Source organism: Cellulomonas sp. KH9 (genome assembly GCF_900114185.1).
In the GTDB taxonomy this organism is placed as follows: domain Bacteria; phylum Actinomycetota; class Actinomycetes; order Actinomycetales; family Cellulomonadaceae; genus Cellulomonas.
Genome location: NZ_FOSE01000001.1, coordinates 991,030 through 1,005,367 on the forward strand (window position 1 = coordinate 991,030; position 14,338 = coordinate 1,005,367).

At 75.2% G+C, this 14,338-nt stretch carries 12 protein-coding genes; 9 read left to right on the plus strand and 3 right to left on the minus strand.

Annotated features, from left to right (window positions below):
- Positions 1–53 precede the first annotated feature (53 nt).
- Together BMZ16_RS04460 and BMZ16_RS04465 are read left to right on the plus strand one after the other, a co-directional pair.
- Positions 54–1,883: a ribonucleoside triphosphate reductase gene (locus BMZ16_RS04460; RefSeq protein ID WP_089798327.1), complete on the plus strand. Its 1,830-nt coding sequence runs from the start codon at positions 54–56 to the stop codon at positions 1,881–1,883.
- The gene (locus BMZ16_RS04465) at positions 1,880–2,653 is read left to right on the plus strand and encodes an anaerobic ribonucleoside-triphosphate reductase activating protein (RefSeq protein ID WP_255366357.1); all 774 of its coding nucleotides are present in this window, start codon (positions 1,880–1,882) and stop codon (positions 2,651–2,653) included. Before BMZ16_RS04460 ends, BMZ16_RS04465 begins: the two co-directional genes overlap by 4 nt.
- A gap of 9 nt (positions 2,654–2,662) precedes the next feature.
- On the opposite strand, the gene BMZ16_RS04470 is transcribed toward BMZ16_RS04465, so the two are convergent.
- Together BMZ16_RS04470 and BMZ16_RS04475 are read right to left on the minus strand one after the other, a co-directional pair.
- The gene (locus BMZ16_RS04470) at positions 2,663–3,820 is read right to left on the minus strand and encodes a hypothetical protein (RefSeq protein ID WP_089798328.1); all 1,158 of its coding nucleotides are present in this window, start codon (positions 3,818–3,820) and stop codon (positions 2,663–2,665) included.
- Complete coding sequence (locus tag BMZ16_RS04475) at positions 3,817–4,383, minus strand: SigE family RNA polymerase sigma factor (protein WP_177199584.1); 567 nt, start codon at positions 4,381–4,383, stop codon at positions 3,817–3,819. Before BMZ16_RS04475 ends, BMZ16_RS04470 begins: the two co-directional genes overlap by 4 nt.
- Before the next feature lie 165 nt (positions 4,384–4,548).
- Here BMZ16_RS04475 and BMZ16_RS04480 point away from each other — a divergent pair, with 165 nt between their 5' ends.
- The gene (locus tag BMZ16_RS04480) at positions 4,549–4,884 is read left to right on the plus strand and encodes an STAS domain-containing protein (RefSeq protein ID WP_089798330.1); all 336 of its coding nucleotides are present in this window, start codon (positions 4,549–4,551) and stop codon (positions 4,882–4,884) included.
- A 132-nt stretch (positions 4,885–5,016) separates the two neighbouring features.
- Positions 5,017–7,308 carry a sodium-translocating pyrophosphatase gene (locus BMZ16_RS04485; RefSeq protein WP_089798331.1) on the plus strand — a complete coding sequence of 764 codons (2,292 nt, stop codon included), beginning with the start codon at positions 5,017–5,019 and terminating at the stop codon, positions 7,306–7,308.
- 105 nt (positions 7,309–7,413) lie between these two features.
- Here the strand turns inward: BMZ16_RS04485 and BMZ16_RS18890 are convergent, their stop codons facing one another.
- A complete protein-coding gene (locus BMZ16_RS18890; RefSeq protein WP_143082752.1) occupies positions 7,414–8,091 on the minus strand; it encodes a hypothetical protein in 678 nt (225 codons plus the stop codon).
- A 115-nt stretch (positions 8,092–8,206) separates the two neighbouring features.
- On the opposite strand from BMZ16_RS18890, the gene BMZ16_RS04495 reads away from it, so the two are divergent.
- The 5 genes from BMZ16_RS04495 to BMZ16_RS04515 all read left to right on the plus strand — a co-directional run bounded on the left by BMZ16_RS04495 (position 8,207) and on the right by BMZ16_RS04515 (position 14,323).
- Positions 8,207–8,899, plus strand: coding sequence for an endonuclease/exonuclease/phosphatase family protein (locus BMZ16_RS04495; RefSeq protein ID WP_143082753.1), 693 nt, complete (start codon positions 8,207–8,209; stop codon positions 8,897–8,899).
- Positions 8,900–8,919: 20 nt separating this feature from the next.
- A complete protein-coding gene (locus tag BMZ16_RS04500; protein ID WP_089798334.1) occupies positions 8,920–10,488 on the plus strand; it encodes a DUF7059 domain-containing protein in 1,569 nt (522 codons plus the stop codon).
- Positions 10,489–10,681: 193 nt separating this feature from the next.
- The gene (proC, locus tag BMZ16_RS04505; RefSeq protein ID WP_089798335.1) at positions 10,682–11,506 is read left to right on the plus strand and encodes a pyrroline-5-carboxylate reductase; all 825 of its coding nucleotides are present in this window, start codon (positions 10,682–10,684) and stop codon (positions 11,504–11,506) included.
- 81 nt (positions 11,507–11,587) lie between these two features.
- Positions 11,588–12,583, plus strand: a complete 996-nt coding sequence (locus BMZ16_RS04510; RefSeq protein WP_089798336.1) for a LacI family DNA-binding transcriptional regulator — start codon at positions 11,588–11,590, stop codon at positions 12,581–12,583.
- A 123-nt stretch (positions 12,584–12,706) separates the two neighbouring features.
- Positions 12,707–14,323, plus strand: a complete 1,617-nt coding sequence (locus BMZ16_RS04515; protein ID WP_089798337.1) for a xylulokinase — start codon at positions 12,707–12,709, stop codon at positions 14,321–14,323.
- Positions 14,324–14,338: the final 15 nt, after the last annotated feature.

Genomic DNA, 14,338 nt, shown 5'->3' on the forward strand with positions numbered 1-14,338 from the left:
TTGGCTGGTGTTCCACTCAGAGGGACGCAGCAGCACACCGAAGGAGCGCACGCATGTCGCAGCAGGGCCGCACCGGCACGCCGGTCGTCGTGGAGGTCGGGTCGACCGTCGGCGAGTACCTCGACCGCAGCGACTGGCGGGTCAACGCCAACGCCAACCAGGGGTACTCCCTCGGCGGCATGATCCTCAACACCGCGGGCAAGGTCGTCGCCAACTACTGGCTGAGCGAGATCTACCCGGCCGAGGTCGGGCAGGCGCACCGCGACGGCGACCTGCACATCCACGACCTCGACATGCTGTCCGGCTACTGCGCCGGCTGGTCGCTGCGCACCCTGCTGCAGGAGGGCCTCAACGGGGTCCCCGGCAAGGTGGAGGCGCGCCCGCCCAGGCACTTCAGCGCGGCGATCGGGCAGATCGTCAACTTCCTCGGGACGATGCAGAACGAGTGGGCCGGGGCGCAGGCGTTCAGCAGCTTCGACACGTTCATGGCGCCGTACGTCCGCCTCGACGGGCTGACCTACACGGAGGTCCGGCAGGGGATCCAGGAGCTCATCTACAACCTCAACGTGCCGTCGCGCTGGGGCACGCAGACGCCGTTCACCAACCTCACGTTCGACTGGACGTGCCCGGCGGACCTCGCCGACCAGACGCCGTTCGTCGCGGACGAGCCGTGCGACTTCACGTACGGCGACCTGCAGGCCGAGATGGACATGATCAACCGCGCGTACATGGAGGTCATGACCGAGGGTGACGCGTCGGGCCGGGTCTTCACGTTCCCGATCCCGACGTACAACATCACGAAGGACTTCCCCTGGGAGTCGCAGAACGCGCAGCGGCTGTGGGCGATGACGGCCAAGTACGGGCTGCCGTACTTCCAGAACTTCATCAACTCCGACATGGAGCCCGGCGACGTGCGGTCGATGTGCTGCCGCCTGCAGCTGGACCTGCGCGAGCTGCTCAAGCGCGGCAACGGCCTGTTCGGCTCCGGCGAGCAGACCGGCTCGATCGGCGTCGTCACCATCAACTGCGCCCGCCTGGGCTTCACGCACCCCGGTGACGAGGAGGGCCTGCTGGCCGACCTGGACCGCCTGCTGGGCCTGGCGCGCACGTCGCTGGAGCTCAAGCGCACCACCATCCAGCGGCTCATGGACGACGGCCTGTTCCCGTACTCGCGGCGCTACCTCGGCTCGCTCGACAGCCACTTCTCGACGATCGGCGTCAACGGCCTCAACGAGATGATCCGCAACTACACGGGTGACCTCTACGACATCACCGACGAGCGCGGCCACGCGATGGCGCTGCGCGTGCTGGACCACGTGCGGGCCCGGATGGTCGAGTTCCAGGAGGAGACGGGCAACCTCTACAACCTGGAGGCGACGCCGGCGGAGGGCACGACGTACCGGTTCGCCAAGGAGGACAAGAAGAGGTTCCCGACGATCCTGCAGGCCGGCACGCCGGACCACCCGTACTACACCAACTCCTCGCAGCTGCCGGTGGGCTTCACCGACGACCCGTTCGAGGCCCTGGAGCGCCAGGACGAGCTGCAGACGCGGTACACCGGCGGCACGGTCCTGCACCTGTACATGTCGGAGCGCATCTCGACGCCGGAGGCGTGCCGCGAGCTGGTGCGGCGGGCCCTGACCCGCTTCCGGCTGCCGTACCTGACCGTCACGCCGACGTTCTCGATCTGCCCGGCCCACGGGTACCTGGCCGGTGAGCACCACGTGTGTCCCACGTGCGAGGAGGACGGCGTCACCACGACGTGCGAGGTGTGGACGCGGGTCATGGGCTACCACCGGCCCGTGAGCTCCTTCAACATCGGCAAGCAGGGCGAGCACGCCGAGCGCGTGCCGTTCCTCGAGCCCGCGGGGGCGCGGGCGTGACACCCGACGGCACCGGGTCCGGGCGCACCGTGCGCGGTGCGCCCGGACCGGCGGGTCCCCACGCGGCGGCGCCGGGCGCCGCCCTTGACGCGGCCGCCGACACCCTGCAGATCGCGGGTCTGGTGCCGCTGTCCACGGTCGACTGGCCGGGGCGGCTGGTCGCCACCGCGTTCCTGCAGGGGTGCCCCTGGCGCTGCACCTACTGCCACAACAGCGCCATCCTCGACCCGTGCCTGCCCGGTGTGGTGCCGTGGTCGGACGTCACCGACCTGCTGGCCCGGCGCAGCGGCCTGCTCGACGGGCTGGTGCTGTCGGGCGGGGAGCCGACGCGCCAGGCGGGGGTCGTGGCCGCCGCGCGCCAGGTCAAGGACGCCGGGTTCCTGGTGGGGCTGCACACGGCCGGCGCCTACCCGGCGCGGCTGCCCGCGCTGCTCCCGTACGTCGACTGGGTCGGGCTGGACGTGAAGGCACCCGCCCACCTGTACCGCGCGATCACCCGCACGGGCGGCCCGACGACGGCCGCCGACAAGGCGTTCGCGTCCCTGCGGCTGGTGCTCGACAGCGGCGTCGACGTGCAGGTCCGCACCACGGTCGACCCGACGGTGCTGACGGACGACGACGTCGCCGAGCTCAGCGCGCTGCTGGCCGACCTGGGTGTGCGCGACCACGTGCTGCAGCAGGTCCGCCCGGACGGGACGACGGACGAGTACCGGCGGGCCCTGGCGGCGCTGCCGCGAACGGCTGCACCGGGCCTGAGGGCGGGCGCCTGAGGGCGGGCGTCACGCTCCGGCGTCGGGTCCGGGTCGCAGGATGTAGACCACGGACGGCTCACCGTCCGCGGTCCGCGACGGGATCGCGTCGACCAGCCAGCCGTCGACGTGGTACCCGTCCCACGGCGTCGCACCCGACAACGGGTCGGGCGGCACGGTGACCGGGTCGTCGTGCGACTGCGCCTGCGCGTCCGCCAGCAGGCCCCACGCGACGCGGCCGCGGTCCTCGCCGGCGGCGGCGACCTCCGCCGCCCAGCCGGTCCCGTGCGGGTGGGCGGCCACCAGGCGCCCGCCGATCAGCGGGACGTCGCGCGGGAAGTCGTCGGGCAGCCGTTCGCTGAGCCGCGTGTCCGCGGCGGCGACCGTCAGCTCCCACGGTCCCGCTGCGCCGTGCGCGGTGCCGGCGGCGTCGACGGTGGTCACCCACACGTCGTACTCGCCCGGCAGCAGGGGGCCGGACCCGTCGCACGCCGTCAGCCCCATCGGGGTCCGCTGCGCGACCGGGCCGGCCAGGCTGCCGTCCACCAGGGTCTGCGTCCAGAACGTCTCGCTGCCCCGCAGGGCGTGGAGGGTCGTACCGGGGTCCTCCACGGGCAGCCGGTCGGTGCCGTACAGGTCGGCGAGCACCTGCCCGGACGGTGTCGGCGCGCGGTCGACGGGCTGCTGCGCCGTCGCGACGACGACCTCCTTGCGCGTCACGAGGAACCGCAGGCGGGACGGGTCGGTCGCCGCGGCGGGCAGCTCGGAGACGGACACCAGCAGGTCGACGCTGTCGGCCTGCCACGTGCCGACGCCGCCACCGGTGCCCGGGCCGCCGAGGGTCTCCGTGCCGTTCGCGGACGCGAACCCCAGGTCGACCTCCAGCGCGTCGTCCGGGCCGGACGGCAGCGTCGCCACCGAGGACCGGCACGTGCCCGGGTCGGCGTCGGGGTCCGCGGCGGGGGACAGGTCGGCCGTCAGCTGCGGACCCACCAGGGCCACCGCGCCGGCGGCGCTCGCCGCCACCGTGACGGTGCCCGCCGCGCGGGTCGCCCGTCGGCGCCGCACGCGGCTCGCGAGCCGCTGGACGGTGGCGACGGTCGTGCCGTCGTCGGTGTCCCCGAAGGCGCTCGCGTGCGCGGCGGCGTCGGCGACGTCGTGCAGCGCGAGACCCAGCCGTGTGCTCATCGTGACCTCCGGACGTCGACGAGGACCTCGTCGATGTGGTGCGCGGGCTCGTCGTCGGCGAGCGAGCCCAGGCGCGACTCCAGCGTGCGGGTGGCGTCCGACAGGTACCGCTTCACGGTGCCGACGGACAGGGAGAGGGCGTCGGCCACCTGGGCCACCGTCATGTCCTCGAAGTGGCGCAGGACGATGCACGCGCGCTCGCGGGGCGGCAGCAGCGCGAGCGCCTGCTGCACGGCCATGCGCGTGGTGACCACGGGCTCGGGGCCGGCGTCCGGCCCGTCGGGCGGGGTGGGCTCGGGCACGGCGGCGAGGTGCCGGATCGTGGCCCAGTGCCGCCGGCGGCGGAACCCGTCGACGTACGTCGTGAGGATCGCGCGGCGCACGTACGCCTCGGCGGACGCGACCTCGCGTGTCCCGCGACCGCGGGTGAAGGTGCGGACCAGGGCGTCCTGCACCAGGTCCTCGGCCTCGCGCGCGTCGCCCGTCAGCAGGTACGCGTACCCGACGAGTGCGCGGCCGCGCGTGCGGACGAGCGCGTCCAGCGCATCCGGCCAGGGCGTCACGGTGCTCCCGTCGTCGGCACGGCAGCGCACGGCACGCCCCGTCATCCATGGTGACGGACGACGCCTCCGAAAGGTTGGGTCTCGCGCACCGAATCACGAGATCGATGGGGGATGCACCCGTGCGGGTGCTTGAATGCACACGACGCCACAGCCGGGAGGACGTCGATGGACGTGCAGGTCACCACCGAGGACTTCGGCGTGCGTACGGTGCTGCACGTCACGGGCGAGATCGACGTCGCCTCGGCGGACCGGCTCCGCGAGCGCGTGGCCGTGCTGCTGTCGGACGGTCGCACCGACCTGGTCGTCGACCTGACCGGCGTGACGTTCATGGACTCGACCGGCCTGGGCCTGCTGGTGGGCGCCCTCAAGCGCGTGCGCCTGATCGGCGGCCGGCTCGTGCTCGTCGTGGACTCCGAGCGGCTGCTCAAGGTCTTCCGCATCACGGGCCTCACCCAGGTCTTCACGATCCACGACACGCTGGCGGACGCGCTCGCGTCCTGACCTCCCGCGTCCCGACCGGGTCGGCAGGTGCGATCTACGTCACACCTGTCGCTAGACTCGCCGGGTTCGCCGGCAACGGGGCCGGGCGGCTCGGCGCGCTCAGGGGCGGCGCCGGTGTGTCGAGGAGGATGCATGGAGCTCGGTACCACGAGCATCACGATCGTCGCGGCGATCGCCGTCGTCGGACTGGCCGCCCTCGTGGTCGCCGCCGTGCTGCGCCGTCAGGTGCTCGCGGCGGGCGAGGGCACGGCCTCGATGCAGGAGATCGCCCGGGCCGTGCAGGAGGGCGCGTCGGCCTACCTGAGCCGGCAGTTCCGGACCCTCGCGCTGTTCGCCGCGATCGTCTGCGCCCTGCTCTTCCTGCTGCCGGGGGACAGCGGCGTCAAGCTCGGACGTTCCATCTTCTTCCTCGTCGGCGCCGGGTTCTCCGCGGCGATCGGGTTCCTCGGCATGTGGCTCGCCACGCGCGCCAACGTCCGCGTCGCGGCCGCCGCCTCGGGGCCGGACGGCCGCGCGGAGGGCGCCCGGATCGCGTTCCGCACCGGCGGTGTCGTCGGCATGGCCGTCGTCGGGCTCGGTCTGCTCGGTGCGGCGCTGGTCGTGCTCGTCTACCGCGGGGACGCCCCGGCGGTGCTCGAGGGCTTCGGGTTCGGCGCCGCCCTGCTCGCCATGTTCATGCGCGTCGGCGGCGGCATCTTCACCAAGGCCGCCGACGTGGGCGCAGACCTGGTCGGCAAGGTCGAGCAGAACATCCCGGAGGACGACCCCCGCAACGCCGCGACGATCGCCGACAACGTCGGTGACAACGTCGGCGACTGCGCGGGCATGGCCGCCGACCTGTTCGAGTCCTACGCGGTCACGCTCGTCGCCGCGCTCATCCTCGGGCGTGCCGCGTTCGGCGAGGAGGGCATGGTCTTCCCGCTGATCGTCACCGCGGTCGGGGCGCTCGTCGCCGCGCTCGGCGTGGCGATCACACGGGTGCGCGGCGCCGAGAGCGGCCTGACGGCCATCAACCGCGGCTTCTACGTCTCGGCGCTCGTCGGCGTCGTGCTCGCGGCGGTCGCCGCGTACGCGTACCTGCCGGCGTCGTTCGCCACGCTCACCGGCGGCACCGCAGGGCTCGAGGGCCACGAGGGCGACCCGCGGCTCGTCGCGTCCGCCGCCGTGCTCATCGGCGTGGTGCTGGCCGGCGTCATCCTGTGGGTCACCGGCTACTTCACCGGCACCACGAGCAAGCCGACGCTGCACGTCGCACGCACCACGCTCACCGGCCCGGCCACGGTCGTGCTGTCGGGCATCGGCGTGGGCTTCGAGTCCGCGGTGTACACCGCGGGCATCATCGCGGCCGCGATCTGCGGCGTGTTCCTGCTGGCGGGCGGCTCGGTGCCGCTCGCGCTGTTCCTCATCGCGCTGGCGGGCTGCGGCCTGCTGACCACCGTCGGTGTCATCGTCGCGATGGACACGTTCGGCCCGGTCAGCGACAACGCCCAGGGCATCGCGGAGATGTCGGGCGACGTGTCGCCCGAGGGGGCGCAGATCCTCACGGACCTCGACGCCGTGGGCAACACCACGAAGGCCGTGACCAAGGGCATCGCGATCGCCACGGCCGTGCTGGCCGCGACGGCGCTGTTCGGCTCCTACGCCGACGCGGTGCGGGTGGCGCTGTCCGAGATCACGGGCGACGTCGGCGGTGACCTCGTCGTGGCGATGATGTCGTACGACATCATCAGCCCCATCACCCTGGTCGGCGTGATCCTCGGCGGCGCGACCGTCTTCCTGTTCTCGGGCCTGGCGATCGACGCCGTGACCCGCGCGGCCGGGGCCATCGTCTTCGAGGTGCGGCGCCAGTTCCGCGAGCACCCCGGGATCATGACCGGCGAGGTCCGCCCGGAGTACGCGCGCGTGGTCGACATCTGCACGCGCGACTCGCTGCGCGAGCTGGCCACGCCCGGTCTGCTGGCCGCCTTCGCCCCGATCGCCGTCGGGTTCGGCCTCGGGGTCGGGCCGCTCGCCGGCTTCCTCGCCGGCGCCATCGGCGCGGGCGTCCTCATGGCCGTCTTCCTGTCGAACTCCGGCGGCACCTGGGACAACGCGAAGAAGATCATCGAGGACGGCAACTACGGCGGGAAGGGCTCGCCCGCCCACGCCGCCGCCGTCATCGGCGACACGGTCGGCGACCCGTTCAAGGACACGGCCGGACCGGCGATCAACCCGCTCATCAAGGTGATGAACCTCGTGTCCGTGCTCATCGCCCCGGCGGTCGTCGCCGTGTCGGTGGGCGACGACGCGAACCACGGGGTGCGGCTGTCCATCGCGCTGGTCGCCACGGCCATCGCGTTCGGCGCGGTCATCGCGTCGCGGCTGCGCGCGGCCCGCGTCGACCGCGAGGGCCGCCTCGAGCACGAGGTCCAGCTGGTCCCCTGAGCCCGGACGCCACGACCGCCCTCCTCCGCGCCCCGCGGGGGAGGGCGGTGCCGGGCCCGGGCTGCCGGACCGGCAGAGGTCCGGCTCAGCGGCGAGCTGCCCGGCTCACCGGCGCAGCGTGTAGGTGAGCGTGATCGGCTCGCTGCTCTCGTCGGCCTGCAGCGACGACACGAGCGTCAGCGTGCTCGGGCTGCAGGTCGCCGTCGACGCGGTCGGCGGCAGGGCCTCGATCGCGTCCTCGGCGGAGCCGTCCGGGACGTCGAGCTCCTCGCCGTTCATGGCGCTCGTCGTCGTGACCCGCAGGCCGGACGTGTCGACGTCGGAGATGGTCAGCGAGTCGCCCGCCAGCGCCCACGTGCCGGTCAGGTCGCCCGCGGACCGTGACGACGACGACAGCTCGGCGCCGTCGGCCGCGATCGTCATCGACGACGTGGAGTCCACGGTGGCGTCGAACCGCCCCTCCGGGGCGAACTCGTAGGTCGTCGAGCCCCCCACGACGACCTCGACCGCGTCCGGGTCGGTCCCCGCACCGGTCAGCATGCCGCGCAGGTCGTCCTGCATCGCTTCGAGGTCCAGCCGCCACGTGCCGAGCAGGCAGTCCGGGACGGCGTCGACCGCGACGGGCTCGTCGTCGGCACCTGGTCCGGCCGTGCCCCCGGGGGTCCGCGCGTCCGCGCCCGCGGTCACCGGCGCGGACGGGTCCGCGGCGCCACCGCCGTCGGTGCAGGCGGCCAGCAGCAGGAAGGTCGCGGCCGTCGCGGCCAGCGTGGTCGCACGTCGCACGGTCCGTCCCCTCGTCGTGCGCGCACGCGCAGCGGTCGTCGGTCGCGTCCAACGTACGCCACGCCACCGGCCGGTACGCTCGCGCGCAACCCGTGGACCGACGGAGGGACGGACGGTGGATGCGCGCGACGTCGACACCCTGCGGGTGATGACCTACAACCTGCGTGGCCTGCGCGGCGACGTCCACGCGCTGGTCGACGTGGTCCGGGCCGCACGGCCCGACGTGCTGGCCGTCCAGGAGCCGCCGCGCGGGTGGCGGGGCCGGTCGCGGCTGCGACGGTTCGCGTCCCGGACGGGCCTGCGCGTGGTGGTCGGCGGACGCGGCGCCCGCACGACCGCGCTGCTCGTGGTGCCGCACCGCGCGGTCCGTGGCGCGCACGCCGTGCGGCTGCCGCTCACGCCGGGGCTCACCCGGCGGGGCGCCGCCACCGCGCTCGTCGACGGCGTGCGGGTCGTCGTCGTGCACCTCGGGCTGCGGGCCGAGGAGCGCGCCCGGCACGTGGACCTGGTCCGGCGCCGCCTGCTGGGCGGCGGCGGGGCGCCGCTCGTCGTCGCCGGCGACCTCAACGAGCGGCCCGGCGGACCGTCGTGGGGTGCACTCGGCGCGGGCGGGCTGCTCGACGCCGCGAGCGTCGTCGGCGCGGACACGCCCACGTACCCGGCGGACGTCCCGCGGCTGCGCATCGACGTGGTCCTGGCCGACTCCCGGCTCGCGGTGCTCGGCGCCCGCGTGCCGGACGAGGCGGGCGCGGGGGTGGCCAGCGACCACCGTCCCCTCGTGGTGGACCTGCACCTGCCCGCGACCTGAGCGCTCGGCCGCCTGCGACGATGGAGCCCGTGAGCGCCACCCCGCAGACCCCCGTCGTCGTCCCCGAGCTCCTCGACGCGCTCCGCGCCGACCTCACCACGGCGGGGTACACCGTCGAGCACGTCGCCGAGCTCCTCGGGCCCGTCGCGTCCGGCGCCCTCGACCGCGGCGAGTCGCTGCCCGCGCTGCGCGCCACGGCCCCGCAGGCGCCCGCCGGTGACGACCCGGCAGCCGTACTGACCCGGGCCTTCGTGCTCGGTACGTCGGTGCGGTCCGACGCCCTCGCCCGGGCGCTGCCGACCGTCGGCGTCGAGGGCGCCCGCCGCCTGGGGCTGGTCGACGCGGCCGGCCACGGCGCCGCCGACGAGGTGCGCGCGACGGTCGACCTGCGCCCGTACGCCGCCACGGACGGCGCGGGTGAGGCCGCGTGGTGGATCGCCTCGGACCTGGGCGAGCTCGCCACCGGGGCGGCGCTGCGCACGGACCACGTGCTGGGGGTCGGCGGGGCGTCCGTGACGCTCGCGCAGGCCACCGTCCGCGACCCCCGCCGCCGGGTGCTGGACCTGGGCACCGGCTGCGGCGTGCAGGCGCTGCACGCGAGCCGGCACGCCGAGTACGTCGTCGCCACCGACCTGTCGGCGCGGGCGCTGGCGTTCGCGCGGTTCACCACGGCGCTCGCGGGGCTCGGGCCGGGCCGTGTCGAGCTGCGCGCCGGGTCGATGCTCGAGCCGGTCGCCGGTGACGCGTTCGACCTGGTCGTCAGCAACCCGCCGTTCGTCATCACCCCGCGACGTGCCGACGTCCCGGCGTACGACTACCGCGACGGCGGGCGGGCGGGCGACGACCTGGTGCGCGACCTCGTCACCGGCGTCGGCGCCGTGCTCGCGCCCGGCGGGGTCGCACAGATGCTGGCCAACTGGGAGGTGCGCGACGGCGAGGAGTGGCACGAGCGCATCGGCGCCTGGGTCGACGCGTCCGGGCTGGACGCGTGGGTCGTGCAGCGCGACGAGCAGGACCCGGCGCAGTACGCCGAGACGTGGATCCGCGACGGCGGCACGACGCCCGCCGACCGGGACGCGTGGACCTCTCGCTACGGCGCGTGGCTGGACGACCTGGCGTCGCGGGACGTCGCGGCCGTCGGGTTCGGCGTCGTCACGCTGCGCCGTCCGCTCGCCGGGCCGCCGACCCTGCGACGCCTGGAGTCGGTCACCGGCTCGGTGCGCCAGCCGCTGGGACCCGTCATCGCCGCGGGTCTCGCCGCGCACGACCTGGTCACGGGCCTGTCCGACGCCGCGCTGGCGGACCTGCGGCTGGTGCACGCCCCCGACGTCACCGAGGAGCGCTACCTCGAGCCCGGTGCGTCCGACCCGCGCGTCGTGCTCCTGCGGCAGGGCGGCGGGTTCGGTCGCACCGTGCAGGTCGGCACCGCCCTGGCCGCGTTCGTCGGGGCCTGCGACGGGGAGCTCACCGCGGGGCAGATCATCGGCGCGCTGGGTGCGCTGCTCGACGTCCCGGCGTCCGACGTCGCCGCCGACGTCCTGCCGACGGTCCGCGGCCTGCTCGCGGACGGGCTCCTCACCCCCACCTGATCGACCCCGCCCGAGCGGGGGTGAGGGCTGGATCGACGTCCCGGGGGCGGGGACGGGGCTGGATCGACGTCTCGGGGGCCGGGGGCGGGGCTGGATCGACGTCTCGCGGGCGGGGGAGCGGCCCTGGCGCGGTACCCGCTGGTCGTAGGCTCGCCCTGGCCGCGGCGGCGCGGCCGGGAGTGCAGGAGGCACGATGACGACGCAGGACCAGGGCGGGACGCCCGCGGTCGCGGTGCTCGGCGGCGGGGTGATGGGCGGCACGCTCGTGGCCGCGCTGCGCACCGGCGGCTGGCCGGGGGACCGCATCACGGTGGCCGACCAGGACGCCGCGCGGGCGGCCGCGCTCGCCGACGAGCACGGTGTGCGGGCGGCGGGCAACGACGACGCGGTCGCCGGGGCCGAGGTCGTCCTGCTGGCGGTGAAGCCCGACGTCGTGCCCGCCGTGCTGGCGCAGGTCGCGCCCGGGCTCCGTGCCGGGGCACTGGTCGTCAGCGTCGCCGCCGGGGTGCCCCTGCGGGTGTACGAGGCGGCGCTGCCCGCGGGCACGCCGGTGGTGCGCGTCATGCCGAACACCCCGGCGCTCATCGGCAAGGGCGCGAGCGCGATCGCCCCGGGCCGGGCCGCGGGCGCGGAGCACCTCGCGCTGGTCGAGCGGATGCTCGCCGCGACGGGCCTCGTCGAGCGGGTCGCCGAGAAGCACCTCGACGCCGTGACCGCGCTGTCCGGGTCGGGGCCGGCGTACGCCTTCTACGTCATCGACGCGCTGGCCGAGGCCGGCGTGCTGCTGGGGCTGCCGCGCGACCTCGCCTCCCGGCTGGCCGTCGCGACCGTCGAGGGGTCCGCGGCGATGGTCGCGCAGACCGGTGAGCACCCGGCGGTGCTGCGCGAGCGCGTCTCGTCGCCCGGCGGGACGACGGTCGCGGGCGTCGCGGCGCTGGACGCGCACGCCGTCCGGGCGGGGCTGGTCGCGGGCGTGCGCGCGGCGGCGGAACGGTCGCGCGAGCTCGGCGCGGGCTGAGCGGTGGCTCCGGAACCACGGCCGGCGACGACCGGGCGGCCGGCGTCCTCGCGCACGCGGCGCGACGGGCGCCCGCCGGCGATGAACGACGTCGCGGCGCTCGCCGGCGTCAGCCACCAGACCGTGTCGCGCGTCCTCAACGACCACCCGAGCGTGCGCCCGGCGACGCGCGAGCGCGTGCTCGAGGCGATCGCCACGCTGGGCTACCGGCCCAACCTCGCGGCCCGCGCCCTGGTGACGCGGCGCACGGGGACGCTGGGTGTGATCACGCCCGCCTCGGCGCTCTTCGGCCCGACGAGCACCCTCGTCGCGTTCGAGCAGGCGGCGCGTGACGCGGGCTTCTACGTGTCGGTCGCGACGCTGCGGGAGTTCAGCGGCGGCGAGGTCGTGGCCGCGGTGGAGCACTTCCTGGCGCAGGGCGTCGACGGCGTGGTCGTCGTGGCGCCGCGCAGCGGGACGGTGGACGCCGTCAGCGGGGTGCGGCTGCCCGTGCCCGTCGTCCTCGTGTCGTCCGGTCGCGAGGGCGTCGACCTGCCCACGGTGGCGGTCGACCAGGTGGCCGGCGGCCGGCTGGCGACGGAGCACCTGCTGGCGACGGGCCGGCGCACGGTCGTGCACGTCGCGGGGCCGCCGGAGTGGTACGACGCGCGGGACCGTCTGCGCGGCTGGCGCGAGGCCCTCGAGGCGGCGGGCGCGGTGGTCCCTGCCGAGCGCCGCGGCGGGTGGTCGGCGGCGGACGGGTTCGCCGTGGGGCAGGAGCTGCTGCGCGACGGGCTGCCGGACGCGGTCTTCGCAGCGAACGACCAGCTGGCGCTGGGTCTGCTGGCCGCGTTCGCGCAGGCCGGCGCGCGGGTCCCCCAGGACGTCGCGGTCGTCGGGTTCGACGACGAGCCGGGCACGGCGTTCTACAGCACGCCGCTGACCACGGTGCGTCAGGGGTTCGACGAGCTGGGGCGGCGGGCGGTCCAGGCCGTCGCGGAGGCCCTGGCGGGCGGGGCCCCGGGGCACCAGTCGATCGCTCCGGAGCTGGTGGTGCGGGCGTCGTCGGGCGCTCGGGGTGCGGTGCACGGGGGCTGACCGGGGGCGGTGGCGTCGCGGTCCATGTGAGCGTTAACATCGCTCGGGCGCGGGACGTGGCACGATCGCCCGGACGGCACGACGGACCCCGGGCGACGCGGCCCGGAGAGGGAGCAGCGCGCGATGGTGCAGCAGCACGACGACGGGACCCGCGGCGGTCCGGCCCGCGAGGCGATCGAGCAGGGTCGGGTGACGCTCGGCATCGAGCTCGGCTCGACCCGCATCAAGGCGGTCCTGGTCGGCGACGACCACGTGCCGCTGGCCAGCGGCGGGCACGCGTGGGAGAACCAGCTGGTCGACCGCACGTGGACGTACTCGCTGGACGCCGTGTGGGACGGGCTGCGGGCGGCGGTCGCGGACCTGCTGGCCGACACCGAGCGCCGGCACGGCGTGCGGCCCTCCGCGGTGGGCGCGATCGGCGTCTCGGCGATGATGCACGGCTACCTGGCCTTCGACGCCGACGACGACCTGCTCGTGCCGTTCCGCACGTGGCGCAACACGTCGACCGGCCCGGCCGCGGCCGAGCTGACCGAGCTGCTCGGGTACAACATCCCGCAGCGGTGGTCCGTCGCCCACCTGTACCAGGCCGTGCTCGACGACGAGCCGCACCTGCCGCAGGTGCGCTTCATCACGACCCTCGCCGGCTACGTGCACTGGCGCCTGACCGGCCGCAAGGTGCTGGGCGTCGGCGACGCGTCGGGCATGTTCCCGGTGGACCCGGCGACCCGCGACTACGACGCCGACCTGCTCGCGCGGTTCGACGCGCACGTGGCGGACCGGCTGCCCGTCGACCACCTGGCCGACCTGCTGCCGCAGGTGCTCGTCGCCGGGCAGGAGGCGGGCCACCTCACGGACGAGGGCGCCGCGCTGCTCGACCCGTCCGGCACGCTGCACGCCGGCACCCGGCTGTGCCCGCCGGAGGGCGACGCCGGCACCGGCATGGTCGCGACCGCCTCGGTGGCCCCGCGCACCGCGAACACCAGCGTCGGGACCAGCATCTTCGCGATGGTCGTGCTCGAGCGGCCGCTCGCGACCGTGCACCACGAGATCGACCTCGTCACGACCCCCGCGGGCGACCTGGTGGCGATGGTCCACTGCAACAACGGCGCCAGCGAGCTGGGGGAGTGGGCCGGGGTGTTCGGCCGGTTCGCCACCGCGCTGGGCTCGGACGCCGGGCCGGACGACGTCTTCGGCGTCCTGCTGCGCGAGGCGCTCGAGGGCGAGGCCGACGGCGGCGGGCTGCTGGCGTACAACTACCTGGCCGGCGAGCCGGTCACCGGGCTCGAGGAGGGCCGCCCGCTGATCGTGCGGACGCCCGACAGCCGGCTGACCCTGGCGAACTTCGTGCGCACGCAGGTGTACGGCGCGTTCGGCACCCTGAGCCTGGGCATGCGGATCCTCGCGGCCGAGGGCGTCGAGGTCGACGCGATGTACGCGCACGGCGGGCTGTTCCGCACTGCCGGCGTCGCGCAGCGGCTGCTCGCCGCGGCCGTCGACACCCCGGTCGCCGTGGGTCGCACGGCCGGCGAGGGCGGCGCGTGGGGCATCGCGGTGCTCGCCGGGTACCTGGTGAGCGGCGCGACGCAGGACCTGGGCGACTACCTGACGACGCAGGTCTTCGCGGACGCCGAGATCGAGGTCGTGCACCCGGACCCGGCCGACGTCGCGGGCTACGCCACCTGGCTGGAGCGCTACGAGGCCGGCCTGGCCGTGGAGCGCACCGCCACCGAGGTGCTCTGAGCACCACCGCAGACC

What these genes read in the sequence shown, in the direction of transcription:
- BMZ16_RS04515 (WP_089798337.1), top strand. Translation starts at nt 12,707, where the DNA reads ATGGTGCAGCAGCACGACGACGGGACCCGCGGCGGTCCGGCCCGCGAG.
- BMZ16_RS04485 (WP_089798331.1), top strand. Translation starts at nt 5,017, where the DNA reads ATGGAGCTCGGTACCACGAGCATCACGATCGTCGCGGCGATCGCCGTC.
- BMZ16_RS04480 (WP_089798330.1), top strand. Translation starts at nt 4,549, where the DNA reads ATGGACGTGCAGGTCACCACCGAGGACTTCGGCGTGCGTACGGTGCTG.
- BMZ16_RS04500 (WP_089798334.1), top strand. Translation starts at nt 8,920, where the DNA reads ATGGAGCCCGTGAGCGCCACCCCGCAGACCCCCGTCGTCGTCCCCGAG.
- BMZ16_RS04460 (WP_089798327.1), top strand. Translation starts at nt 54, where the DNA reads ATGTCGCAGCAGGGCCGCACCGGCACGCCGGTCGTCGTGGAGGTCGGG.
- BMZ16_RS04510 (WP_089798336.1), top strand. Translation starts at nt 11,588, where the DNA reads ATGAACGACGTCGCGGCGCTCGCCGGCGTCAGCCACCAGACCGTGTCG.
- BMZ16_RS04470 (WP_089798328.1), bottom strand. Translation starts at nt 3,820, where the DNA reads ATGAGCACACGGCTGGGTCTCGCGCTGCACGACGTCGCCGACGCCGCC.
- proC (WP_089798335.1), top strand. Translation starts at nt 10,682, where the DNA reads ATGACGACGCAGGACCAGGGCGGGACGCCCGCGGTCGCGGTGCTCGGC.